Raw genomic sequence first — 23,956 nt, 5'->3', positions numbered from 1 at the left:
ATTATAATGGGGAAAGGAGGGTATCAAATGAAAAAATTAATCACTTTATTTGCTGTTGTTTTTCTCTTCCTTTCTGTCATAGACACTGCTTCTGCAGCATCGAATAGCTTTGATCAGGCATTTCAAGAAGAGGAGCAGTTTATCGTCGTTACAGTAAAGAACGCAAAGGATACGAAAGCGATAGTCGAAACATATGAAAAAGTAAACGGCAGCTTTACAAAAGTACTCGGTCCAATCCCTGCAGTAGTAGGAAAAGGCGGAGTGTCTGTTTATAAAAAAGAAGGGGATGGGAAAACACCAGCAGGTATATATGGGCTTGGGACTGCCTTTGGTTCTGTGAAAAAGCCAGCTGGAATGGTTTATACATACCGTCAAACAGGGAAAGAAGATTATTGGATTGATGACCCAAGCTCAAGCGACTATAATAACTGGGTGAAATATAGCGGAGACCCTAATAAAAAATGGCGTTCCTACGAAAGAATGTTACAGACACTATATAAATACGGTGTCCATATCCGTTATAACGATGACCCGATTGTTAAGGGAAAGGGAAGTGCTATTTTTCTCCATGTGTGGCGAAACAGTTCCAGTCCGACAGCAGGCTGTGTTGCTGTTTCAGAGCAAAATGCGAGAAATATTCTGCTTTGGCTGAATGAAAAGAAAAATCCGAAAATCATCATTTCAGAGCAGTCCGCACTGGAACAGTTATTAAACGAAAAAGAACTTTCAAATGTGAAAGAAGATTTGAAAAAAGGATATGCCTTATCTTCTAGTTTAAACAAGCAGTACAGTCTTATTCAGTCAAAAGAGGATCTTGAAATAAAGAAAGCATACAGCGAACAGTACAATGAGTTAAGATCTGTTATGGCATCATTGAACAAAGGCTGGGGCAATTTAACGAGTAAGGAGCAATCATCTTTATACAGTCAGTATAGCTATGTAAATGATATGTATACTAGAACAGCAGCTTATATAGATGCAGTAAATGGAATAAGAAAAGGGCTTGAGCCGAAACAGCAACAGTTAATTGCTGCATTAAACAAAGGTGTTTTAGATGAAAGTACTGTTCAAACATATGATGAATACTCACAATTAATAAAAAAGTCGGAAGTAAATATTGGTAAAGTATATGGCTCAAGTATTCGTCGCTTACTATTGGATGAATATATTATGCCTGCCAAAATTACGAAAGAATCAATTATTTATGAAGTATCTATCTACCTCTTGTTAGAGAAAATTGAAACAGAAACAGATGAGGTAAAAAGGGAGTTAGAGTTTAAAAAATTAGACCGCTTAAAACAGCGTGCAAAAGATATTAAAGAGCAAGGGAATAAGCTGCATCCGGGCAAGTATCCGGCACATGCGGAAATCAACGAGGCATTGTTTATGAAAGAAAAAATATTGAGAGAAAAATGATCCATTCCTAAAAAGTGTTAGTTACTATTTTACTGTAAGAAGAATGAAACTGGTTCATTATAACAACAATAAGAATAATTTAATTGTTAAGCTTTTGTCACAAATTCATTTTGCACATAAAAGCTAAGGAAATCTCTCTTATTTTATACCCAAATAAGGAACATTTATCCAAGCTAACTAAATGTTCTTATTGACCTTTTTCATAACAAGTGGTATTTTTTTTATAATGATTTATATTAAAAAAAACTGTGTTTTGAGTAAGGTGTCGAGCCTTCTCTATTTTTATGGAATGGCCATGTTCTTTTAGTTATTTTGAGGTGATAAGGATGGCAGTAAATCGAGCTGAATCAACAGCTTATGAAAATTATCAACCAAATCCAAATCCGTATCCGCGCGTTGCCGCAGTGATACCGAGAGAAACTGTATATAATTTAGTGTTAAAACGTATATTCGATCTTATATTTGCTACCATTGGTCTTATTATCGCAGCTCCAATTATTCTGATTACAATGATCATTATCAGATTGGAGTCACCTGGTGCAGCGGTGTTTTATCAGGAGCGCTTAGGACTAAAGGGGAAGAGCTTTAATGTCATTAAACTTCGGTCAATGAGAACAGATGCCGAAAAGAATGGTGCACAGTGGGCAAGTAAAAATGATCCCCGTGTGACAAAAGTTGGGGCCTTTATTAGAAAGACAAGAATTGACGAGCTTCCGCAGTTGGTCAATGTAATAAAAGGTGAGATGAGCATTATCGGTCCTCGTCCAGAGAGACCGCAATTTACAGAGGATTTTGATCGTGAAATTCCAGGGTTTAAAATGCGTTTAGCTGTCAGACCCGGTGTAACAGGCTGGGCGCAAGTAAACGGAGGATACGATATTACTCCAAAAGAAAAGCTTGCATATGATCTTTATTATATAAAAAATATGGGATTGTTATTAGATTTGACGACAGCATTTAAGACAATAAAAGTTATCTTTACAGGTGAAGGTGCCAGATAACTATTAGGGCAGGAGGAATTTCTCCAGAATGAGAGTTCTTGTTACCGGCGGATGCGGATTTATCGGTTCGCATATCGTCGATAAATTACTTCAGGAAAAACATGATGTATACGTAATTGATAATCTTATTACAGGTAATAAAGGGAATATTGTACATAATATCCCGATTATGGACTGTGATATTAATAGCGATATGGTAGATGAAGTGTTCAAGGAATTCAGACCGGAAGCAATTATCCATCACGCAGCACAAGTGAGTGTAACAAACTCAGTCAATGATATGCTGTACGATGAAACGGTCAATATACACGGAACATTAAAATTAATTGAGGCGGCAAGAAAATACGGTGCAAAGAAAATTATTTTTGCATCATCTGCGGCTGTTTACGGCAATACAGTGGCATTGCCAATTGATTTAAGTCATCCGACAGAACCGCTTTCTCCATATGGAGTGTCAAAGCTTTCTGTTGAATACTATTTGAAAATGGCTCAGAAATTATTCGGTATTGATTATACAATTCTCCGTTACAGTAATGTATATGGCCCTCGCCAGGATGCTAACGGTGAAGGCGGAGTAATCGCGATTTTCTCAGACTGCTTAGCGCAAAATAAAGCGCCGTTCATTTATGGAGACGGCAAGCAGACGAGAGACTTTGTTTATGTAGAAGACGTTGCTTCTGCAAATGTGAATGCATTAACGGCTGGCCACAATGAAATATTGAATGTTTCATCAGGAAGTCAAATAAGCATCGCTGAGCTGTTTGAAACGATGAAAGAAGCATCGGGCCAAGAGATCGATGCTATTTATAAAGAAGAGCGCCATGGCGATATTCGTGACAGTGTCCTTTGCAATGAGAGAACAAAGCAGGTATTGAACTGGAATCCTGGAACTTCTCTTTTAGAAGGTTTAAAAAGAACGTTACATTACTACAATGAAAATGTTATAAGTTAAAGCAAATCTCCCGTCTTGCTGAACCTATCCATAAGATAGGGGATGACGGGAGTTTTTTATTTTTCTATCCTATTTGAATAGAGGTATACATATGAAACATATTATCGTATATTTTCCGTACGAATTACAAAAAAATCCGAAAAGCGGCTCGGGTGTAAGGCCGAAACGAATCGTAGAAGCTTTCAAGCGCTACTGCACAGAGCAGGAGCTTGAAATGGTACTAATATCCGGTACAACGTCAGAGCGTGAACGTTTAATCGAACAATATAAAGAGCAGAACCGTTTTTCGGATGCTTTATTTTGCTACATGGAAAACAGTACAATGCCGTACTGGTTTACAGACCCTGACAGAAAACCGAAGAAATTGAAAATGGACAGTGATTTCTGGGCGCTCTTAAAAAAGCATCATATTCCAATCAGCTTATTTTACCGGGATGTATACTGGAAATTTGATGATATGTATGTCCCTCCAAAAGGAATAAAATTTTTAAGGTATCTTATGCGCAAAGTATATGAAAGAGAATTGAAAACATACGAAAAGTCAGTAGATCTTCTTTATTTGCCTTCCCTTGAAATGAACCGTTATGTCGGCTGGAAAGGAACTATTAGTGAGCTGCCTCCAGGAATGGAAGATGTCCAGGCAGAACAGAAGGAATTAACACTTGAAAAGCCTTTCCAAGCTGTTTTCGTCGGCGGCATCAGCGACCAGATCGGTATTTTAATGATGCTCGAATCGTTCAAACAGATAAATGAAAAGGAAACAGTTGTGAAACTTGAATTAGTTTGCCGTAAAGAGGAGTACAATAAGTACAAGGAAATGCAACAATATGAGCAGTATTCATGGCTGAATGTCCGCCATCTGTCAGGTGACGAGCTTATTGATATTTATAAGCATACACATATAGCACTCATACCGAGAGAAAAGAATGCTTATCATGACTTTGCTGTTCCAGTTAAATTATTTGAATATTTATCATATCATCTTCCTGTTGCAGCAACGGATTGTGATGCACAAGCGAGAATTTTAACTGAGCAGGGATTTGGAACGGTATCAACTGTTGACAAAGATAATTATGCACAAGCTGTCTTAGACCTTCTTCAGACAGATCGGTATAAGGAAGCAAAACAGCAAATTGAGCAAAATGCGAAAAAGAATCACAGCTGGTATGCAAGAGTATGCCAAGTTGCAAAAGATATGGAGAACATAAGAGTTGGGAGGAACAATGATTGAAAATAGCTGTACTAGCACCAGCAAATAATGTTCATACGAAGAAATTCCTCGATTATTATAACAGCATCGGTTTCGATGTCATTAACATCAGTTTTGACAGCCATAAAGATGAAGAAGACCGCACACATTGGAAAAATGTAAAAACATATTATTTAGAAGTTGGGGGTAATAAGCTTACATATTTCCTTACAGTACCAGCATTGAAAAAAATCTTAAAAGAAGAGAGACCGGAGATTCTTCATGCACATTACGTATCAAGTTACGGAGTTATCGGTGCAATGGCTAATTACCATCCTTATGTTATTTCTGTATGGGGAATGGATATTTATGACTTTCCTAAAGAAGGTGCACTTAATACATTTATGGTAAAATATGCATTGAAGAAAGCTGATATGATCTGTTCGACGAGTGAAGTAATGAAAGTGGAAACAGCCAAGTATACAGCCAAAGAAATTGAAGTAACTCCATTCGGTGTCAATCTCGATGTCTTCCGTCCTTATGAAGAAAGTCAGCATTCAAAAGATAAGATTAACTTCGGTATTGTAAAAACGATGACTGAGAAATACGGTATCGCCTACCTGTTAAAAGGATATGCTATTTTTAAAGAAAAAGTGGACGAGCAGCTCTTTAATAAAACCCATTTAACTATCGTTGGCGGTGGACCGATGCTTGATGATTATAAACGTCTGGCAAATGAACTGCAGATCGCAGAGCATACGACGTTTACGGGAAGAATTTCTCATCATGAAGTCCCGGCTAAGATTAATGAATTTGATGTCTTTTTTGTCCCTTCTACACTGGACAGTGAAAGCTTCGGAGTGGCAGCAGTGGAAGCGCAGGCCTGTGAAGTTCCAGTCGTTGTCGCAAATGTCGGCGGCTTGCCGGAAGTAGTTATCGATAACGAGACAGGCTTTGTCATTGAGACGAAAAATGCAGAAGCAATTGCAGAGAAAATGCTTTATTTCATGGAAAATCCTGAAAAGGGAATAGAAATGGGAAAACGGGGAAGACCTCATGTGGAAAAGCTATACCGCTGGGAAGAAAATGCAGCATACATGGTGACACTTTATGAACAGAAATTAAATAGAAAGAAGGTGAGAAGTTGAGCGGACAGATAAAGCAGCCACTCGTTTCTATTATCACTCCTTCTTATAACAGTACCCGGTTTATTCCTGATACGATTAAGTCCGTTATGGCACAGACGTATGAGAACTGGGAAATGCTTATTGTTGATGATTGTTCAAAAGACGAATCAAGACAGCTGATCCGGAGCTTTATCGAACAGGACGAGCGGATTAAACTTATTGAACTGACGGAAAACAGCGGTGCAGCGGTTGCCCGCAATACGGCAATTAAAGCGGCCAAGGGGAAATATATCGCCTTTTTAGACAGTGATGATCTTTGGGTGCCGGAAAAATTAGAAAAGCAAATTGCTTTTATGGAAGAAAATGATTATGCCTTTACATATACAGAGTACGAGCTTATGGATGTGGACGGGAATTTATTGAATCGTACTATTAATGTTCCAAGCCAGATCAATTATAAAGGATTATTGCGAAATACGATTATCGGCTGCTTAACTGTTGTCGTCAATAGAGAAAAAACAGGACCGTTTGAAATGCCGAACATTCGGACAAGACAGGACTTTGCTTTATGGCTTTCTATCTTAAAAAGAGGAATAACAGCTCATGGATTACAGGAAGTATTAGCGAAGTATCGTCTCGTGCCAGGGTCAATTTCAAGCAATAAAGTAAAAGCCGCGAAACAAACGTGGAAAGTGTACCGTGATATTGAAAAACTTAACTTAACGACATCTATTATCAGCTTTCTGGGCTATGCCTTTCACGCAGTTAAGAAAACGTATTTGAAATAGGGAGAGGGTTATATGATGAAAGTAAGAAAAGCGATTATACCAGCAGCAGGACTAGGAACAAGATTCCTACCGGCTACGAAAGCACAGCCAAAGGAAATGCTGCCGATTGTTGATAAACCGACAATTCAATATATTATTGAAGAAGCAGTAGCATCAGGGATTGAAGACATTATTATTGTAAGCGGACGTGGAAAGCGAGCGATTGAAGACCATTTTGATAAATCATATGAATTAGAAGAAACATTGGCGAAAAAAGGGAAGACAGCGATGTTGGATGAAGTGCAGGCTATTTCTAATCTTGCGAACATCCATTATATTCGTCAAAAAGAACCGAAAGGACTTGGACATGCGATCCATTGTGCAAGCCGTTTTATCGGTAATGAACCTTTCGCCGTACTGCTTGGAGATGATATCGTAAAATCAGATACTCCATGTACAAAACAATTAATTGATATGTATGAAAGAACAGAATGCTCTGTCGTTGGTGTTCAGCAGGTAGCAGATGAGGATGTATCGAAATATGGTATCATCGCACCGAGAGCTGAACAGACGGAAGCCGGCGTTATTACAATCGATTCACTCGTTGAAAAGCCGGATAGAAGTGAAGCACCGTCAAATTATGCGATTATGGGACGTTATATTTTAACACCTGATATTTTTCATATTTTAGAAGACCTTCCGACTGGCGCGGGCGGAGAAATTCAATTAACAGATGCACTTAAAATTTTAAACGATGTTCACTCTGTCGTAGCATACCCGTTCTCAGGTATAAGATACGACGTGGGAGATAAATTCGGTTTCATTAAAGCTTCTGTTGATTTCGCACTAGAGCGGGAAGACTTAAGAGATGAAGTGCTGGATTATTTAAAAAAAGTTGTCGCAAAGGATAATGGAGGAAAGTAAAATGCAAATAGCGGTTGTAGGAACGGGTTATGTTGGACTTGTCACCGGGGTATGTTTATCGGATATCGGCCACCATGTTATATGCGTGGACATCGATGAACAGAAAGTAGAAAGAATGAGAAAAGGAATCTCGCCGATTTATGAGCCGGGCTTAGAAGAGCTTATGGTGAAAAACTACGAGGCGGGAAGACTTAACTTTACAACAGAGCATAACAAGGCATTTAAAGATGCAGATGTCATCTATATTGCTGTCGGTACACCGCAACAGGAAGACGGTACAGCTGATTTACGATTTGTGGAGCAGGTGGCAATTGATATTGCAGAGAACTTGCAGAAAGACGCAATCGTTATAACGAAAAGCACTGTACCAGTCGGCACGAATGAAAAAGTAAAGCGGATTATTTTAGAACATATAAAAGCAGATGTAAAAGTAGAAGTTGCTTCCAATCCGGAGTTCCTAAGAGAAGGATCAGCTGTATCAGATACATTTAACGGTGACCGTATTGTCATCGGAACAGAAAGTGAAGAAGCGGCAAATACACTTGAAGAGCTGTACAAGCCGTTTGGCATCCCTGTGTTTAAAACAGATATTAGAAGTGCAGAAATGATTAAATATGCATCAAATGCTTTCTTAGCAACAAAGATCAGTTTCATTAATGAAATTTCTAATCTTTGCGAAAAGCTCGGGGCAAATGTAGGAGATGTCGCACAGGGAATGGGAATGGATGACCGTATCGGTAATAAATTCCTTCAAGCGGGTATCGGCTACGGTGGTTCATGTTTCCCAAAAGATACGAACGCACTCGTTCAGATCGCAAGCTTCGTAGAGCATGAATTCAATCTTTTAAAATCTGTTATTCAAGTGAATAACGAACAGCAGCGTCTATTAATGAAAAAGGCGAAAGAGCGTTTCGGTTCTTTAAAAGGAATGAAAATTGCTTTATTAGGACTTGCTTTTAAACCGAATACAGATGATATGAGGGAAGCTGCTTCAATTATTTTAAGTGAAGAGCTTGTAAGAGAAGGCGCAGAAGTAATCGCTTATGATCCGATCGCAATGGATAATGCGAAAAAGCTGCTCCCTGAACAAGTTCAATATGCGGGCAGTGCAGAAGAAGCGGTTAAAAGAGCTGACGCAGTATTTATCGTAACGGAATGGAATGAAGTAAAAGAAATTACATTCCATGATTACGAGAACTGGCTTGAAACACCGGTCGTATTTGATGGAAGAAACTGTTACTCTCTGGAAGAAGCAGGGAAGCATCAAGTGGAATATCATTCTATTGGGAGAAGGTCTATTTACCCAGTTTAATTAATAATTAAATCTATTTTTTGGATACTAAATTGGAAACGAGCCTAGCAATAATTATTGCTAGGCTCGTTTTTTATTTGGATTATTAAGAAATTTATATCATATTTTTACAAAAATGTAATGGAAATATAGATATTATATGGTAATATAAATAACATATGGTAAACAGTTCATTAATTACCTAAAATATAGTAAAAATATTATCCTTATTTTTACTTAGATTAAAATATTTAGTTGATTTTTAAGTTTTTTATAAGTCGGAAATCTCTTTAAGATAGACTTTAATAGTAGTAAATATCTAATCTTGTAATAAACTGTCATATTTTCTTTTGAAAAAAGACTAGAAATTTAGCAACAAATGTTATATTATTGGAAATGTATTCTTCATTTAACAATCATATGTAAAAAATAAAAAACTTGCAATAAATAGTTTTTTGTGGAATAATTCCTAATTACAGGAAGGATACATATTATATTCTTGTTTGTTTATTGATAGATACATATTCCTAGAAAATCTATTTATCTATCAGTACCACAATAACAATCTTTAAAACTCGAAAGGGGAACACGCAAACATGTCTAAGAAGAAAATCGCAAAATTTGGTCTTACTGCTGCTGTAGCTGCTACTACAGTTGTAGCTGCAACTCCTGCTGATGCTGCATCAGTTTCAGCAACTGAGAAAGCTGTTAAACAAGCAGCTCAAAGCGCAGGCGCACTAGTTAAATATTATAGTTCAACAGATATTAAAGTATCTGGAGAATTCGTTACTGCAAATAACAATGCTAGAAAAGCTATTGCTAACGCAAAAGCTGCATTAGCTAAATACAATGGCAAAGATAAAGCACAGCATGAAGCTACAGTTGCAAAAGCTGAGGGTCAACAATTAGATGCTGCTCGCTATATCGACGCTGAAAAGCTAGTTAAAGGTGAATTAGTAAACGCTACTAAAGCTGTAGATGCTCATGTTAAAGCTCAAACTCTTGGAGCTGAAACTGTTACAGCTTACAATAAATTATCTGATACTATTAAGAAGGCTGAACGTGTTATCGGTAAAGTACGCGGTGAACAAGTTCGTAAAGCATTCGGAGATAAATTCTTACAAGATGCTAAACTTACTCGTGAAGCATTAATCTATGAAGTTTCTCAATATCAATTACTTAACAAAATTGCAGAAAAAGTTGCAAAAGAAGATTTCAACGGCTTAGATGCTGAATTAGCTAAATTAGACCGTCTTAAAGAACGTGCTGTAGCTATTAAAGAAGCTGGTAGAAAAATCTATCCTGGCAGAACTGATGTTTACCCAGAGCTTCCGAAAATTGAAGAGCAACTTCGTTCAAAAGAAACTGAATTAAGAGATAAAATCACTAAAGCTAGTCCACTTCCAGCAGTTGCTTCTGTAAAAGCTATTAACACTACAACTGTTGAAGTAGCATTCAAAGGAGAAGTAAAAGACATTGCTTCTATCAGATTCGCTATCGCAGGATTAGAAGTTAAAAACGCTGCTGTTAAGCAAACTGACAACAAAACAATTGTTATCACTACTTCTGCTCAAGAAGGCGGTAAAGAGTACACTGTAAAAGCTGGTGAATCTACTCTTGGTAAATTCAAAGGTGTATCAGCTGTAATTCCTTCTGATATCACTATTACAACTCCATCTGTTCAAGGTACTGTAGGTAAAGAAGTAACTGTTAAAGCACAAGTAACTGTAAAAACTGGCGAATCTAAAGCTGGTATTCCTGTTACTTTTAACGTTAAAAAACAAGGTGACACTCTTAATAAAGACCATGTTGCTGAAGTATACACAAATGCAGACGGTGTTGCTGAGTACACTTACACTCAATACAATGGTGGCGAAGATCAAGTGATCGCTTATGCAACTGGTAATGCAAGTAACCGTGCAGTTAACGGTAAAGTTTACTGGAGCGTTCAAGAGCGTTTAACTATTACTGAAGTAACTACTGGTAGCACTTTAGCGAACGGTTCTAAGAAAGTTTATAAAGTAAAGTTAGTTGATCAATTCGGTAATCCTGTGAAAGATGATTATGTAAACATTGCGTTTGCTGAAAACGTTGGTGTAACACCTGACAAAGCAGTTAGAGATGTTACAGTAACAGATGCAACTATCGTTGGGGATGCATACCCTTACCAATATACAACTGGTGGAGTTAATAAAGTTCGTGTGAAATTAAATGATAAAGGTGAAGCAACATTCACTTTAACTGGTAAAAGTGCTTCTGTAACACCAATCGTATTCGTTGATGGTGCAACAGTAAACGGGTAAGTGGACTGGTGATGACAAACTTGATGTAACTGAACTTCAAGCAAAAGCTGCAAAAGTTACATTTGAAAACGTTCATACTTTAGGTCTAGATGTTAAGGCAGAAGGTCAACAAAATGCTGCTTCGGATGAAACAGCAGGTAAAGGTGGACGTAAGTATACTGTTACAGTAACAGATAAAGACGGTAAGCTTGCTCCTAAAGGATCAACTGTATACCTTACATTTAAAGAAGGTAGCTTAAATAAAGATATCGCAACTAAACCTGTATACTACAATGTAAAAGATGGTGCTCAACAAGTAGTAGCTGAAAAAGGAGTATATGCATTAACAGTAGGAGATAAAGGACAAGTTGAATTCACATTAACTGGTGAAGAAAATGCTTATGCAACTCCAACTGTATTCCTTGATAACGGCACTGATGCTGGTAAACTTGATAAAGACGATCTTCAAAAAGATGGAGAAATCGTATACTTCGGTAAAGCTGTTGTTGAAAATGCAACATTAAAAGTAACAAATAAAGATAATAAAGAAGTTACTACATTAACTGCAGGAGAAGAAGCTACATTCACTTACCAATCAGTTGACCAAAATGGATTTGATTACTATAAAGGTAATGGTGCTTATGAAGTTTCATTCCAAGTAACAGCAAAATATGATGATGTAGCAATTAAAAATGCTGCAGGTACTACAATTGCAACTGCTAAGAAAGGTACAGTTACAACAGTTAAGGTACCAGCAGTTAATGGTGTAGCGAAAATTAAATTCACAAGCAATGTTGCTGATAATGTAGATGTACAAGCTTCTGCTTCACAAGTAAGCTTACCAAATAAATCAGCTGCTATTCAATTTACTGCTAATCCAAGTGCTTATGTAACTGGAAAAGTTGCTGTAGTTGATACTGATAAAAAAGAAATTAAATTAGCTGATAATACAGTTATTAAACTTGATGGTTTAACATTGAAGAAATTTGGTTCTAACGAAACTTACACTGCAGCTGATTACGTGAAGAGTGTTGTTACAGTGGGAGAAACTGTTGAATACTTCGCTACTACAAATACAGTAGTAGTTGTTGATACAGATAACACTGGTGCGGGTCAAATTGCTGCTGCATTAGCGCAAGCCAAAGCAGATCTAGCTGCAGAAGTTACTGCGGTTGAAGCATTAAATCAAGCTCAATATAAAACAGCTACTTGGACAGCGCTTCAAACGGCATTAACTGCAGCTAAAACAACAGCTGCTAATACTAACGCAACAACAGCTCAATTAAATCAAGCTAGAACTGATTTAACTGCAGCTAAAACAGCTTTAGTAAAAAGAGCTAGTGTAGATGCTACTAAATTTGTTCTAGGTACTGATAATGCAAATGGTACAGCTGATACTATTAAAGGTAATGCAGGTGCTATTGTTGATAATACAGCTGGTTTAACTGTTACAGCATATCAGTGGACAGATGCTAACTCTAATGGCGTAGTAGACGCTGGTGAACTAGGAGCTGCTATTGCATTAGGTACAACAGCTGCTGATGGTTCTGTTGCTGAAGCTTCAATTGGTGATAAAGCTCCTGGAACTTATAAGTTTGTTATCACAGTAACTGATGAAGTTGAATCTGTACAAAATGCTACAGCAGTAACTACTATTACTCTTGCTAATTAATAAAACGAAACGTTACTTTATAAGCTAGTAGTCTAGCGAAATAAGTGGATACAATACCTCATGATAATAGCATCTTTTATAAAGTCTATTCATCATGAGGTATTTTCTAACTGTTACTTCAAATTTATTAGGTGAAATTCCTAATCATGAAAACAGCTTTCACATTAGTTAATACCTACATTTATTAACTAATGTTTCATGTGCCTAATTCTCCTGCGTCCAGTGAGGTACTAATAAACTGAAGGGGCGAAGTCAGGTGAAGTCGTACTCAGAAATAGGGGCGGGGTTCTTTAAAAGTTAACTATGGTCAGGCAGACGAATCCATGTAAGCAGAATGAGATAGTGAATACTACGATATAAGCTAGCAGGTTAGTATTCATCCTTATGTATGAAATAACATAATGGCGGTTGGCATAATTTAAGCTGTTAAACCATTCGTTCTCATTTCTGGATAGTGGAGACCTAAGGTTATCAAAAGAAGGGATAGAAGTAATGGAACGTTTGAAGTCTTACTAGAGGAGGTAGATTAGTACCAGTGAAACTAGTAAGATGGCGGCGGGTTCATAGTAGTGTGGATTGCTAGCCGTTTGGACTTGTATGGTAACATATGAGGAGGATAAAACTAGCAGGAGCGAAGGAACCCAGTCAGTGGTAGAATTCTTAATATAACTTATTTCCCCAAAATAAGTTGAAAGAAAATAGGGACAATCATCATTTTATGGTTGTCCCTTTCTTTAAAACTTTTTGTTCTTTAATAAGAACAAAAGATTATTTTTTGATCTACTTGTTCGTTATTAAGAATATTGGCGGAAATTGTTGAATTGGGAAAAGGAATGAATTCTATTGCTGATGGCACGCCGTATGCGGTGAAAGCCGCCCGTACGGTGTAGGCTCGAATCGAAAGCCGTATTAATGCGGTATAAGACGGGAATAGCGAAGGAGCAAATCCTACAGCAGAAATAGCAAAGGCTACAACAGCAGTCGAAAAGGCTGAAAACACGAAGTCTCAAGCTGATGTAGACGCAGCTAAAACATTAGTAAACGCGTTAACTGGACAAGTAAAAACGGATTTACAAAACCGTTTAACTGCTGTCCAAAACACTATTGATGTACAAGTAGATAAAGCTGCCCTTCCATTAAATCTTAGTTTCAAACAAGGACAAGGTGCAACTACAGATACTCCTGAGTTAGTCTTACCAACTACTGGTGCGAATGGAACTACAATTACTTGGGGGACTGCTTCAATTAATAGAATAAATGTTACTACTGGAGAAGTGAATCGTCCATCTTTTTATTCTTCAGATGTCACTGTAACTCTTACGGCCACAATTTCTAAGGGTGAAGCAGTAACAACTCAAAACTTTAAGGTTGTCATTCCTCGTGAAAGATTAACTGGATCAAATGGAGCAGTTACAGCAACAAAAGAGTAAGTCTCCTAGGGTTAGTTGTTATTAATATCCGGGAAATGTAAAAAGATAATAGATTGAAAGGAAGGGTCAGTGGGGAAGTCTTCACTGACCTTTTCTTTTTGATAAGGAAAATCAAATTAAATAGAAAAATAAACTTATATTATAATCATGTATAGAAGTACCATCAGCCCTAATTCCTTTTGAGGAGTTAGGGCTATTTTTATTATAAAATAAAAAATTTAACAGAACTCAAACTTTTTATTTTATAATAAAAGTTGGGGAAATAAGAAAAAAGAACTACTTCTGATGGATCGCCATGTGCGACGAAAGTCGCCTGCATGGTGAAGGCTCATTCGAAAGTCTAGTAGGATATAAGGTGAGAATAGCAGTTTAGTATTACATTTAACTTTTGATGATACAGTCAATGATACTTCTGGATATGGAAACAATGGGACGATTATCAATCCATCCAATGTTGTGTATGATAATGGAACTGTTGGAAGAGCTATTAAATTTGGTGGAGTAAATAAAACAGGCAGTGTACAAGTCCTTCAAAATAGTTCATTGGCTTTACACCAAGAGATGACAGTTTCTTATTGGGTAAGGATGGATAGTCACTATGGCGAGTTTAATAATGATAATAACTTTATCGCAAAAGGTAATCACGCTGTTTTTGTAAAGGGACAGGAGGGTTCATTGAGCAGTTATATTTATACAGGATCAAACGCTGCTGACCTATGGTATCAACGTGTACCGAGTAATAAAGGAATGAAGATAAATAACCCCTTTACTGTTGGAGGATGGGTACATGTAGCTTTTACCATTTCATCCACTCAAGAGAAAGCCTATATTAATGGTGTGGAAGTATTATCAAATAATCTTTCTGTACCAGTAAATTTATCAACATCAAATAGTGGGTCAATGTATATTGGCTGGCTGAATTCGTCATGGTACGCTCTTGATGGGGCAGTAGATGATTTTAGAATGTATAATACTGCATTATCCGCCAGTGAGATTAATTCATTATATCAGCTTAAAAATAACTAATGGTTGTAGCTCTGTGGGGAGAAACTTCTATAGGGCTTTTCTTTTAATAGAAGAAAATCGAATTAAATAGAAAAATAAACTTATATTATAATCATGTATAGGAGTACTATAAGCCCTAATTCCTTTTGAGGAGTTAGGGCTATTTTTATTTTAGGAGGAGAAATAATGAATGATGGGATTAATTGGTTTGTAAAAACATTAGAAAAGGAATTCTTAGTAGCTATTGATGGAAACCAAATTAGCTTTGAAGGGCATGAACTGTATCTAGATGAGATTGATGAATCACTTGTGCCAAAGGAAATGTTAAAAGGATTTCCTGACTCAATCTTGGTTGAAACGATGTTATTTGATGACCGGGATGAAATAGAGTGGATCGGTATGGTTGTGGAACATCCTGAAAGTAGAAAATGGCTACTTCAAGTTTTATTAAAAGATGGAGAGCCGGTGCTAAGAAAAAGAGTACAAGAGGAGAAATAAAGAGATGTCAAAGTATCATAAGATTATTATAAACGGTGAAGTAAGATATCGAGCATTTAATGAGGGAACAGGATTCTATGGAAATGGAACGATATCAGAAGCTGAGCTTATTGAACAATTGTTAGTAGAGGTTGTAGAAGAAGTTATTGAGATTGACAAAGGACAAATCGAAAGGGCTATTTCCTATCTTCCTGAGCAATACCAAAGGGAGATGATTCAAAATTATATCGACTATCTTGAACGTCTGGCAGAGTTGTTGGAGCAAGCTCATGACATTTCTAGTTGATTTCTCACGACAAAACTAAGTATGAAAAAATATGATTTCGTAGAATCCAATTGCATCATGGATTGTTGCCAAAAAAGATATGAAAAAACTCATGGCATTATTATATAACTGTCGCTAGATGAGATGAAAGAAGGAAAACAAAAATGAATCAAAAACAAACATAAAAGGTTATTGGTGTATAAAGACATACATCAATAGTCTTTTATTATTTTTGGAGGGGAATCATGCTTGAATGTAGATCATTTTTCTAACTGGCCCTTTACAGAAGGGGAAGCAGTGAAAACAATAGAGTCATATGTAAACGATGTAAAAGGATTTCAATTTTATCTGCAGGAGAAGCTAAAGGACATTCCAGTACTATCCCGCTTCTCATTTGTAAGATACAAGGAACATCTGATAAAGGAAGACTATGCCGTTTCTACAATCAATAAAAAGATTAATAGTTTAAAAGTATACAACGATTTTCTAACAACCAAAGAGGTAATAAATGAGCCATTCATTCAGTTAAGGAAGGACAAAATTAAATACTAGATGACATTATGTTATATATTTCCAAAAAATATATTACAAAAAATTTTCAGAAACTTTATCAGAATCCTATTAAAACATGATAATGTATTAAAGTATTTTAATTTGATAATAGGAGTGGTAGATGTGAAAAAATCTACACAAAGCTTTATTCATGCTGCAGCAATAACCGCAGCGACTACATCGGCTGTTATAGCAGGTAGTCCTGTGGAGGCTTCGGCATCTTCAAATACGGCTGATCTTGTAAAACAGGCAAATCAATCTGCGGGTCTTTTGAAAGATTATTATGATCTTACTAAGTGGGATAAAATTGTCATTTCTAAGGGATTTCTAAATGCTTATAATAAAGCTGAAAATGATATTAAAAGAGCAGAAAAGGCTGTAAGTGAATTTAAAGGATCTAATAAAAATAAGCTAGCGGCTCAATTGGAAATAGCAAAAAGTAACCAATTAAAAGCTGCTAGATTGATTGATGCAATAAATATGGAAAAGGAACTTAATATTCACGTTAATAGATTACAAAAATATATAAAAGCCGAAACGATTAATGATGATATGGTAGAAGCATATTATGATTTAGCGGATCAAATGAAGAAAGCAGAGCGAGTATTTAGTAAAGTTTATGGTGAAAAAAATCGTGAAATCATTAGGGGTAAATTTTTAATAGAACCTAAGATTATGAAAGAATCAGTGATATATGAAGTATCTTCCTATACTCTTCAAAATGAAATTGCTCAGCAACTGGAAGAAGATAAAATACAAGAGGCAAAAGAAAATTATAAGAAGCTTGAACGACTTGAGAGAAGAGCTATTGCAATCAAAGAGGCAGGGAATAAGATTCATAAGGGGAAATACCCGGAATTAAAGGGAATGACCAATATTTTAAAGGGAAGTAAAAACCAGCTTCAAAATGGATTTGTTATTCAGATAGATGCAAAGTCAACTGAACAAGCAAACCCTACGGTTTATGGAACAAAAGAAATAACAACCGTAAAAAAGGATTTAGTTATAACTTCCAGTGAAGGTACATATCTCGAATTGAAAAATCTCAATGTTGAGGGTGATATCCTTATTAAAACAGTTAATGGTTCTGCTGGACAAGTTAAGTTAACAAATGTTAATGCAAAAGGAATTGTAAAGGTAGAAGAGGCAGCTGAAAAGCCTGATACAGGGGCTAAGATTTTGGCAAATCCTTCGTTCATTCAACTTGTTATAGGCGGAGGCAGTAAAATTCCAATTTTAAATTTGTACGTTGGAGCTCAAGTAAGTGCAGAAAATCATGCAGTAATTGGAAATCTGATTATTAACACTTCAAAAAGCAACGAAGTCGTTTCTTTAAATGGTGAGTTATTTTTAGCAAATGTAATCGTGAAGGGTCAAGGTGCTGAAGTGAAGCTGGGATCAGATGTGTCCCTTAGAGAAATGATTCTTAAAACAAGTGCGATAATTAACGCTGCTAATGGTACAAAATTAAATTCATTATTAATTGAAAGTGAACAAGCACTTGCTAATATTACGTTGAAAGGAGATCTATCTTTAGCACATGTAATCATTGGAAACAGCAACCCAGTAATTAATATTGCGGAAGATACAGTAGTTAAAAAAATAGAAAAAGATCCTTCTGTTACAGAGGAGATCAAAATTGACAACAAAGGCAGTGTAGAAGAAGCTGTTGGTATTGAAATATCGAATAATACTGTGCCGCCGGTTTCTGATGGCGGGAGTCACACTGAATCAACAATTGGGAATTTAGTATTGTCAGCTAAAGATGATGATGCGAGCGATGATAAAACAGTGATTACTGTAAATGGGGCTGCACAATCGGGTAATGAATTTGTATATAAAGTATTTGAGAATATGACGGACGCAAATGCTGGAAAACCAGTATTAAATGCCGATGTAAGCAGTTGGTCGCTTTTACCAGGTAATGGAATTATCACTGCTCTTAACGGTAAAGTAGTAGTAGTGATAGAAAGAAATGCAACAGATAAAAGGGCAAAAAAGGTAGGAGAGACAACCGCAGTAACAGAAGATTCTACTAATAATGCAGCATTTACCCTGGCTGCTTATAATGGAGATAATAATATTCTTGAAATTAGCGGTCTTACTAATGTTGAAGCAGATTCAGATTTTGACTTGAAGAAATTAACTTATAGTAATGCTGAAGTACCACTTGCTTTACACACTTTGGCTGGGAGTTATAAATTAGCAGCTTCTCTATCAGAAGTTAACAGTGCAGGTGAGTATTTCTATAGCTCAGGTACTTTAAAGGTGATCTTAACAGATGGTGACGCTGTAGCAATTGAAACATTAAGCGGCTTTGGGCATATAGATGCATTAACTGCAGCTAAAGGCTGGAATAATGATGGTAAGTTTAATCAAGTAAAAGAAATTTCTAATATAGATATTACGGTAACTCCTGAATAAAATGAAACGAAACGTTACTTCATAAACTGGTAATCCAGTGAAAGAAGTGGAAATGATATTTCATGATACTGATGAATTTATAAAGAGTTTATCTATCATGATGTATTTTCTAACTATTATGTTCGAATTGATAGGGGAAGTTCCTATCCTTGCTAAACAGTCTTTTAAAGCAAGTGCCTAATTCTCCTGCATCCGGTGACGCGCTGATACGCAGAAAGGGTGAAGTCAGGTGAAGTCGTACTCATGAAATTGAGGCGGGGTTCTTTAAAAGGCAACTATGGTTAGGCAGACGAATCCATGTAGGCAGGGTGAGGTAGTAAATTCTGAGAGATTACTAGGAGTTCAGTATTTATCCTTGCATTTGAAATGATGTAATGGCGATCAGTATAATTTAGGCTGTTAAAATGGTCGTTCTCATACCTGAATAGTGGAGACCTAAGGTTGTCAAAATGAGGGATGGACATAATGGAACGTTTGAAATCACATTAGTGGAGGTGGATCAGCACCAGTGATGCTAATGAGATGGCAGCGGGTTCATAGTAGTGTAGATTGCTGGCCGTTTGGAGCTGCATGGTAACATGTGGTGAGGATAAAACTGGCAGGAGCGAAGGAACCCAGTCAGCAATTGATACTTTATGATAAAAAAGGAACAGTTGTTGATGGATCGCCGTGTGCGATGAAAGTCGCCCGCATGGTGAAGGCTCGAATCGAAAGCCTGAAATGGTATAAGACGAGAATAGTATAATAGCAGAATTAACTACAGAAATTAATAAGGCAACCGGCTTTTATACTAATGCAGTAGAGGGAACAATGGTTGGTCAATATACAGTAGGTTCCAAAGATGCATTGAAAGCAGCTATTGATGAGGTTCAATTAGTTTTAGATAATCAGAAAAATAAAACAGTAAAACAATTACTGGATGCACAAAATACTTTAGAACAAGCAGTTCTTGCTTTTGAAAATAATAAAGTAACAGCAGGAGATGCGACGGATCTTAACACAAGAATAAGTGAAGTAACAGCATCGCTTAGTGGAACGACTGTCGGAACAGGAGTAGGCGAGGTATCCCAGTCGGATAAAGAAGCTCTACAAGAAGCTATTGAGACAGCTCAGGATGTATATGAAGCAAGATCGGATAAAACGCAAGTCCAATTAAATGAAGCTTCTGCAACATTAGATGATGCATTAACAACGTTTAAAGGTAAAGTGATTAAAGCGGGAGATGCGGCAGCTCTGAATACAAAAATAAGTGAAGCGAATACGATACTTGGCGGAACGGTCGTGGGAACAGGAGTAGGTCAGGTATCTCAAGCGGATAAAGAAGCTTTACAGACAGCCATTATCACAGCTCAAGGTGTATATGATGCTAGAGCTGATAAAATTCAAACTCAATTAGATGAAGCAACTGTAACATTAAATACCGCATTCACAGCATTTAAAGATAAAGTGATTAAAGCAGGAGATGCGACAGCGTTGACTACAGCAGTTAATGAAGCAAAAAATCTCCATACGAATGCTGAAGAAGGGGCAACAGCTGGTCAATATATGGCAGGGTCAAAAGCTGTATTGAAAGCAGCTATCGATTCAGCACAACTGGTGTTAGATAATGCATCAAGTAAAACAACTCAGCAATTAGAAGATGCAAAAACTTCGTTAAATCAAGCGGTAGAAGCTTTTAAAAATAGTAAAGTTACAGCATTATCTGGATTAGTTGATATAACAATTCGGACTAATGCAACCGACTCAAGCAATACTGTTACACTTCAAGATGGAGAAACTTTAGTTCTTACGTCTAGTGACGAGTCTGGTGCAGTAGCTGCTGTAACAGAAAATCCTGCAGGGACGATAAAAGTAACAGGTATTGCGGCAGGTGGCCCTATTACAGTCACTGCCCAAGTAAAAAAAGATGGAAAAGTAATAAAAGCAGGTGCTTTCAAAGTAACAACTGTAGTACCTATGAGTATTATAAGTAAAACGATAGCGAATCTTGATTTTTCAACTGTGTATGCAACTCAAGCAAAGCTTGTTAGTAAACCAGTGACAGTTGGAGACTTTACTGGTAATCGAAAAGATTTTACGATTAAGATAAATGGGGAAATTATTCCAATATATGTATATTGGAAACTTTCAACAGATTTTCCGTTGGGAGCATCGATGGGAAGCGTTGTAGAAAGTCATATTCAACAATATTATATTGATAAAGGCGGAGCAGAGGCTCTTATGAGTCGTCCTATATCTGCTTATGGATTCACTGATACTTTCCAAATTAGTACGTTCCAAACAGGATCTGCTTCATCCTTTACATTAGAAGGTAAGGACTGGTCATACTTCTTTGAACAGTCATCGGCAACAGGAAAGGATGCAGACACATCTAAAAATCGTACATTTACAATTAGTGATGGTACAAATACAGCAACAATCCAACTGACATCTAAATTTGCAACAATCGACGCACTAGTGACTAGATTAAATAGTCGTCTTACTAATGCGAATGTAGAAGCACAAGTTGAAAAAATAAGTGAGACACAATTTAAAATCACATCAACATCAGCTTCAGGAAAGTTGATAGTTGACGGTGTAAATAAACTAGATTTCTTTGAATAATTGTGATTGGAATTTAGGGTTACGGGTTCACTTGACTAATGTTTAAACACAATAAAATATAAAAGTGAAGGCAGAGAGTCATAGTTTTTTGATTATCTGCCTTCTTTATCTTTTTTATAATTGAAATCACTTGAAATAAGCAGAGTATGACTTAAAAAGAAGGGTATACATAACTACGATTAAAAACTTTCCTTAATAAAAGGAAAACTTAATGAAATAACGAATAGTTTTAAAGTATATGTGTAATTAGTTGTTATGTATCTTACTGCTCGACATGGATGATTGGAAGTAAGCTTAACTTAATGTGAAAAGAAAGTTTCGATCCATAATCTTAGGAGGGAAAAGGATGACAGGAAAACGAATAAAAGTCTTACTTGTCCTTATGTTAACAGCTATCTTGTTTTTTTCAGCAACTGCTTCACTAGGTGTACAGGCAACCGAAGCAAAAACCGCATATGTAGATATTGACTCAGGGGTTCTTAATGTGAGAAGCGGAGCAGGTGCGAATCATAAGAAAATCGGAACTTTAGAAAATAAAGCGAAGCTAACAGTGTATTCCCAAACGAAAAATGGATGGTCGGAAATCAGATTAAATAAAAAGAAAGGCTATGTACTAACTAAATATTTACGCTTTTATCATACAATGTCTAATACTGATGCCAAGGCAATAACGGATCAGGCTATTGGCACAATGAGTAAATTGAAATATGATAAATCTTATACGAAGAAAGAAATTCACTCTATCTTATCTCCAAGTTATACAACAGCTTATATTGATAACCTTATTAAGAATGATATGCATCCCACAGGAAAAAAAGATAAGCAAAAAAATGCCCTGTATGAATGGATTCCAACAGACTTCCCGGTGTATAGAATATGGGGATTTGATTGGAAATCGAAAAATAATCCTAAACCTCCAACTATTGAATACTACACAAAAAACGGTGTGCAATATCTGAATGTTTCCCAAGTGAGCAAAGATGATATGTATGATTATAATCAGCAGTTATCCCTTATTAAACAAGATTCCAAATCAAATTGGAAAATATATAATTATAAATGGTAAAAGTATGATGCTTTCTGGAATTATATAGAGGTTCGTTGCCAAGGTTTAAAAGTCTTAAACTGAAGGGCAAACACCTGCAGTTCATGTCTGCAGGTGTTTTATTAATTTATTCGAATGACCTCTCTGAATTTTCTCCTGGTTTAGATAATGAAATGTCTAATCTGTGCTCATCCAATACTTCTTTAATTGCTTTACGAATCTCCCGTTCTACTGCCCATTGCTCCATGTTTTCTGTCTTAGCGATAATGCGGATGACAGTATTGGATGAACCGAGACTTTGGACACCGATCACATTAGGACCATCTACGATTAATGGATTTTCTTTCGCAATGCGGTCACATACCTTCTGCATAATATCAATGGCTTTGTCGATATTGTCATCGGAAGGAATCTCGATATCAACGAGTGCACGCATATTACCGCGGGAATGATTGCTCACACTCTTAATTTCGCGATTTGGAATATAGTTCAGTGTCCCATTGAAGCTCCTGATTTGAGTTGTACGCAGTCCTACTGATTCTACAATTCCATCAAAGCTTCCTACTGTAATATAATCACCTACATCAATTTGTTTTTCTAATAATAAGAAAAATCCAGTTACGACATCACTCACAAGTCCTTGAGCGCCAAATCCAATCGCTAATCCAACAATTCCAGCCCCAGCGATTAAGCTTGCGACAGATAAACCGAATATATTAAATAAAGTGGCAATAAGAATAAAGATTAATGCATAAGAGAAAATATTTTCTGCCAGCTTATGTAAAGTTAATGTACGTCCTTCTGAAATCTCTTTTCGGTTCATTATTTTTTTAAAAGTCTGTTCCATAATCTTTCTGCCGATAGCTTTCACAATCGCAAAAGCAATTAAAACTCCAATCACTTTTAAAGTAATAATACTCGCATTCACTAATAAACCTTCCCAATTAAACTTCTCTAAATTAAACAAAAAACCATCCTTTCTCATTTAATAATGTATTGGCACACTCGCTTATTATTTTGCTTATTGTTTCATATATGAATCCTTTCTTCAACTGGAGCGGCTCTTTGTTGGGGTGATTTTCCTATGCTTATTGATAAGAAAATTAGAAAGGTTTATTGTATTTATCATTGGAGATAGAGAAGAAATGATGTTTATAAACAATTAATTGTTTGTAAGTATAATGGATACTAAGCCTATTATAGGTAGCTATAATTGTGTTGAAAATTGAAGCGGTTTTATAGAGAAATTTACAATGGAATAATTAGATATAGATTTTTGTTGACATCTAGAAAGAAACGGAGTAATATAGGAATTCACCGCTGAGAGAAAATTATTTCAAAAATACTTTTTCTTTCAGAAAAGAATTTAGGTGTTTACAAGATTATTTGTTTATGATAAGATGTAATCCTGTCCTTAACGAAAAGAAATTATGTTGAAAAAATAATTTTGAAAAAAGTTATTGACAGACAAAAAGAAAATTGTTACGATAATAAATGTGACTTTTGAAAAAT

Annotated in this window: 20 protein-coding genes; 18 read left to right on the top strand and 2 right to left on the bottom strand. The window is 36.3% G+C overall.

Annotated features, from left to right (window positions below):
• Positions 1 to 27: 27 nt before the first annotated feature.
• The 9 genes from BFA01S_RS21900 (at position 28) to BFA01S_RS10320 (ending at position 10,970) form a co-directional block, all read left to right on the top strand.
• Complete coding sequence (locus BFA01S_RS21900; RefSeq protein WP_082799953.1) at positions 28 to 1,416, top strand: L,D-transpeptidase family protein; 1,389 nt, start codon at positions 28 to 30, stop codon at positions 1,414 to 1,416.
• A 326-nt stretch (positions 1,417 to 1,742) separates the two neighbouring features.
• Complete coding sequence (locus BFA01S_RS10355; RefSeq protein WP_066229506.1) at positions 1,743 to 2,417, top strand: exopolysaccharide biosynthesis polyprenyl glycosylphosphotransferase; 675 nt, start codon at positions 1,743 to 1,745, stop codon at positions 2,415 to 2,417.
• A 28-nt stretch (positions 2,418 to 2,445) separates the two neighbouring features.
• Positions 2,446 to 3,369, top strand: coding sequence for an NAD-dependent epimerase/dehydratase family protein (locus BFA01S_RS10350; RefSeq protein WP_066229504.1), 924 nt, complete (start codon positions 2,446 to 2,448; stop codon positions 3,367 to 3,369).
• A 91-nt stretch (positions 3,370 to 3,460) separates the two neighbouring features.
• The gene (locus BFA01S_RS10345; RefSeq protein ID WP_066229501.1) at positions 3,461 to 4,600 is read left to right on the top strand and encodes a glycosyltransferase; all 1,140 of its coding nucleotides are present in this window, start codon (positions 3,461 to 3,463) and stop codon (positions 4,598 to 4,600) included.
• Positions 4,597 to 5,706: a glycosyltransferase family 4 protein gene (locus BFA01S_RS10340; protein ID WP_066229499.1), complete on the top strand. Its 1,110-nt coding sequence runs from the start codon at positions 4,597 to 4,599 to the stop codon at positions 5,704 to 5,706. The genes BFA01S_RS10345 and BFA01S_RS10340 overlap by 4 nt, the downstream gene beginning before the upstream one ends.
• The gene (locus tag BFA01S_RS10335) at positions 5,703 to 6,473 is read left to right on the top strand and encodes a glycosyltransferase family 2 protein (protein ID WP_066229496.1); all 771 of its coding nucleotides are present in this window, start codon (positions 5,703 to 5,705) and stop codon (positions 6,471 to 6,473) included. The genes BFA01S_RS10340 and BFA01S_RS10335 overlap by 4 nt, the downstream gene beginning before the upstream one ends.
• A 15-nt stretch (positions 6,474 to 6,488) precedes the next feature.
• Positions 6,489 to 7,376 (top strand): UTP--glucose-1-phosphate uridylyltransferase GalU, encoded by an 888-nt coding sequence (galU, locus tag BFA01S_RS10330; protein WP_066229526.1) that lies wholly within the window; start codon positions 6,489 to 6,491, stop codon positions 7,374 to 7,376.
• Position 7,377: 1 nt separating this feature from the next.
• A complete protein-coding gene (locus BFA01S_RS10325; RefSeq protein WP_066229493.1) occupies positions 7,378 to 8,688 on the top strand; it encodes a UDP-glucose dehydrogenase family protein in 1,311 nt (436 codons plus the stop codon).
• A gap of 575 nt (positions 8,689 to 9,263) precedes the next feature.
• Positions 9,264 to 10,970 carry a hypothetical protein gene (locus BFA01S_RS10320; RefSeq protein ID WP_066229490.1) on the top strand — a complete coding sequence of 569 codons (1,707 nt, stop codon included), beginning with the start codon at positions 9,264 to 9,266 and terminating at the stop codon, positions 10,968 to 10,970.
• 618 nt (positions 10,971 to 11,588) lie between these two features.
• Here the strand turns inward: BFA01S_RS10320 and BFA01S_RS22405 are convergent.
• A complete protein-coding gene (locus tag BFA01S_RS22405) occupies positions 11,589 to 11,735 on the bottom strand; it encodes a hypothetical protein (RefSeq protein WP_156483595.1) in 147 nt (48 codons plus the stop codon).
• Positions 11,736 to 11,970: 235 nt separating this feature from the next.
• Here BFA01S_RS22405 and BFA01S_RS10315 point away from each other — a divergent pair, with 235 nt between their 5' ends.
• From BFA01S_RS10315 to BFA01S_RS10280, 9 genes are all read left to right on the top strand, one after another.
• A complete protein-coding gene (locus BFA01S_RS10315; protein ID WP_169800462.1) occupies positions 11,971 to 12,621 on the top strand; it encodes a hypothetical protein in 651 nt (216 codons plus the stop codon).
• Positions 12,622 to 13,580: 959 nt separating this feature from the next.
• Positions 13,581 to 14,051, top strand: coding sequence for an immunoglobulin-like domain-containing protein (locus BFA01S_RS23660; protein WP_369690820.1), 471 nt, complete (start codon positions 13,581 to 13,583; stop codon positions 14,049 to 14,051).
• Between the two features lie 456 nt (positions 14,052 to 14,507).
• Positions 14,508 to 15,077, top strand: coding sequence for a LamG domain-containing protein (locus BFA01S_RS10310; protein WP_066229484.1), 570 nt, complete (start codon positions 14,508 to 14,510; stop codon positions 15,075 to 15,077).
• Positions 15,078 to 15,242: 165 nt separating this feature from the next.
• A complete protein-coding gene (locus tag BFA01S_RS10305) occupies positions 15,243 to 15,554 on the top strand; it encodes a hypothetical protein (RefSeq protein WP_066229481.1) in 312 nt (103 codons plus the stop codon).
• A gap of 4 nt (positions 15,555 to 15,558) precedes the next feature.
• Positions 15,559 to 15,840 (top strand): hypothetical protein, encoded by a 282-nt coding sequence (locus BFA01S_RS10300; RefSeq protein WP_066229478.1) that lies wholly within the window; start codon positions 15,559 to 15,561, stop codon positions 15,838 to 15,840.
• A gap of 228 nt (positions 15,841 to 16,068) precedes the next feature.
• A complete protein-coding gene (locus BFA01S_RS10295; protein ID WP_066229475.1) occupies positions 16,069 to 16,371 on the top strand; it encodes a site-specific integrase in 303 nt (100 codons plus the stop codon).
• A gap of 123 nt (positions 16,372 to 16,494) precedes the next feature.
• A complete protein-coding gene (locus BFA01S_RS10290; protein WP_066229472.1) occupies positions 16,495 to 18,795 on the top strand; it encodes a hypothetical protein in 2,301 nt (766 codons plus the stop codon).
• An 810-nt stretch (positions 18,796 to 19,605) separates the two neighbouring features.
• Positions 19,606 to 21,399 (top strand): DUF4972 domain-containing protein, encoded by a 1,794-nt coding sequence (locus tag BFA01S_RS10285; protein ID WP_066229469.1) that lies wholly within the window; start codon positions 19,606 to 19,608, stop codon positions 21,397 to 21,399.
• A 346-nt stretch (positions 21,400 to 21,745) separates the two neighbouring features.
• Complete coding sequence (locus tag BFA01S_RS10280) at positions 21,746 to 22,465, top strand: SH3 domain-containing protein (RefSeq protein ID WP_066229467.1); 720 nt, start codon at positions 21,746 to 21,748, stop codon at positions 22,463 to 22,465.
• Positions 22,466 to 22,571: 106 nt separating this feature from the next.
• On the opposite strand, the gene BFA01S_RS10275 is transcribed toward BFA01S_RS10280, so the two are convergent.
• Entirely contained in the window at positions 22,572 to 23,429 is an 858-nt protein-coding gene (locus BFA01S_RS10275) for a mechanosensitive ion channel family protein (protein WP_305848775.1), read from the bottom strand.
• Positions 23,430 to 23,956: the final 527 nt, after the last annotated feature.

This window comes from Metabacillus fastidiosus NBRC 101226 (assembly GCF_001591625.1).
Taxonomy (GTDB): Bacteria; Bacillota; Bacilli; order Bacillales; family Bacillaceae; genus Metabacillus; species Metabacillus fastidiosus.
The sequence above is the reverse complement of the archived record's forward strand: the minus strand, read 5'-3'. Positions and strand labels throughout refer to the sequence as shown.

Excerpts from the sequence above, each read along its gene's own strand:
- BFA01S_RS21900 (WP_082799953.1), top strand. The coding sequence starts at position 28 with ATGAAAAAATTAATCACTTTATTTGCTGTTGTTTTTCTCTTCCTTTCT.
- BFA01S_RS10355 (WP_066229506.1), top strand. The coding sequence starts at position 1,743 with ATGGCAGTAAATCGAGCTGAATCAACAGCTTATGAAAATTATCAACCA.
- BFA01S_RS10350 (WP_066229504.1), top strand. The coding sequence starts at position 2,446 with ATGAGAGTTCTTGTTACCGGCGGATGCGGATTTATCGGTTCGCATATC.
- BFA01S_RS10345 (WP_066229501.1), top strand. The coding sequence starts at position 3,461 with ATGAAACATATTATCGTATATTTTCCGTACGAATTACAAAAAAATCCG.
- galU (WP_066229526.1), top strand. The coding sequence starts at position 6,489 with ATGAAAGTAAGAAAAGCGATTATACCAGCAGCAGGACTAGGAACAAGA.
- BFA01S_RS10325 (WP_066229493.1), top strand. The coding sequence starts at position 7,378 with ATGCAAATAGCGGTTGTAGGAACGGGTTATGTTGGACTTGTCACCGGG.
- BFA01S_RS10320 (WP_066229490.1), top strand. The coding sequence starts at position 9,264 with ATGTCTAAGAAGAAAATCGCAAAATTTGGTCTTACTGCTGCTGTAGCT.
- BFA01S_RS10305 (WP_066229481.1), top strand. The coding sequence starts at position 15,243 with ATGAATGATGGGATTAATTGGTTTGTAAAAACATTAGAAAAGGAATTC.
- BFA01S_RS10300 (WP_066229478.1), top strand. The coding sequence starts at position 15,559 with ATGTCAAAGTATCATAAGATTATTATAAACGGTGAAGTAAGATATCGA.
- BFA01S_RS10285 (WP_066229469.1), top strand. The coding sequence starts at position 19,606 with ATGGTTGGTCAATATACAGTAGGTTCCAAAGATGCATTGAAAGCAGCT.
- BFA01S_RS10280 (WP_066229467.1), top strand. The coding sequence starts at position 21,746 with ATGACAGGAAAACGAATAAAAGTCTTACTTGTCCTTATGTTAACAGCT.
- BFA01S_RS10275 (WP_305848775.1), bottom strand. The coding sequence starts at position 23,429 with ATGAGAAAGGATGGTTTTTTGTTTAATTTAGAGAAGTTTAATTGGGAA.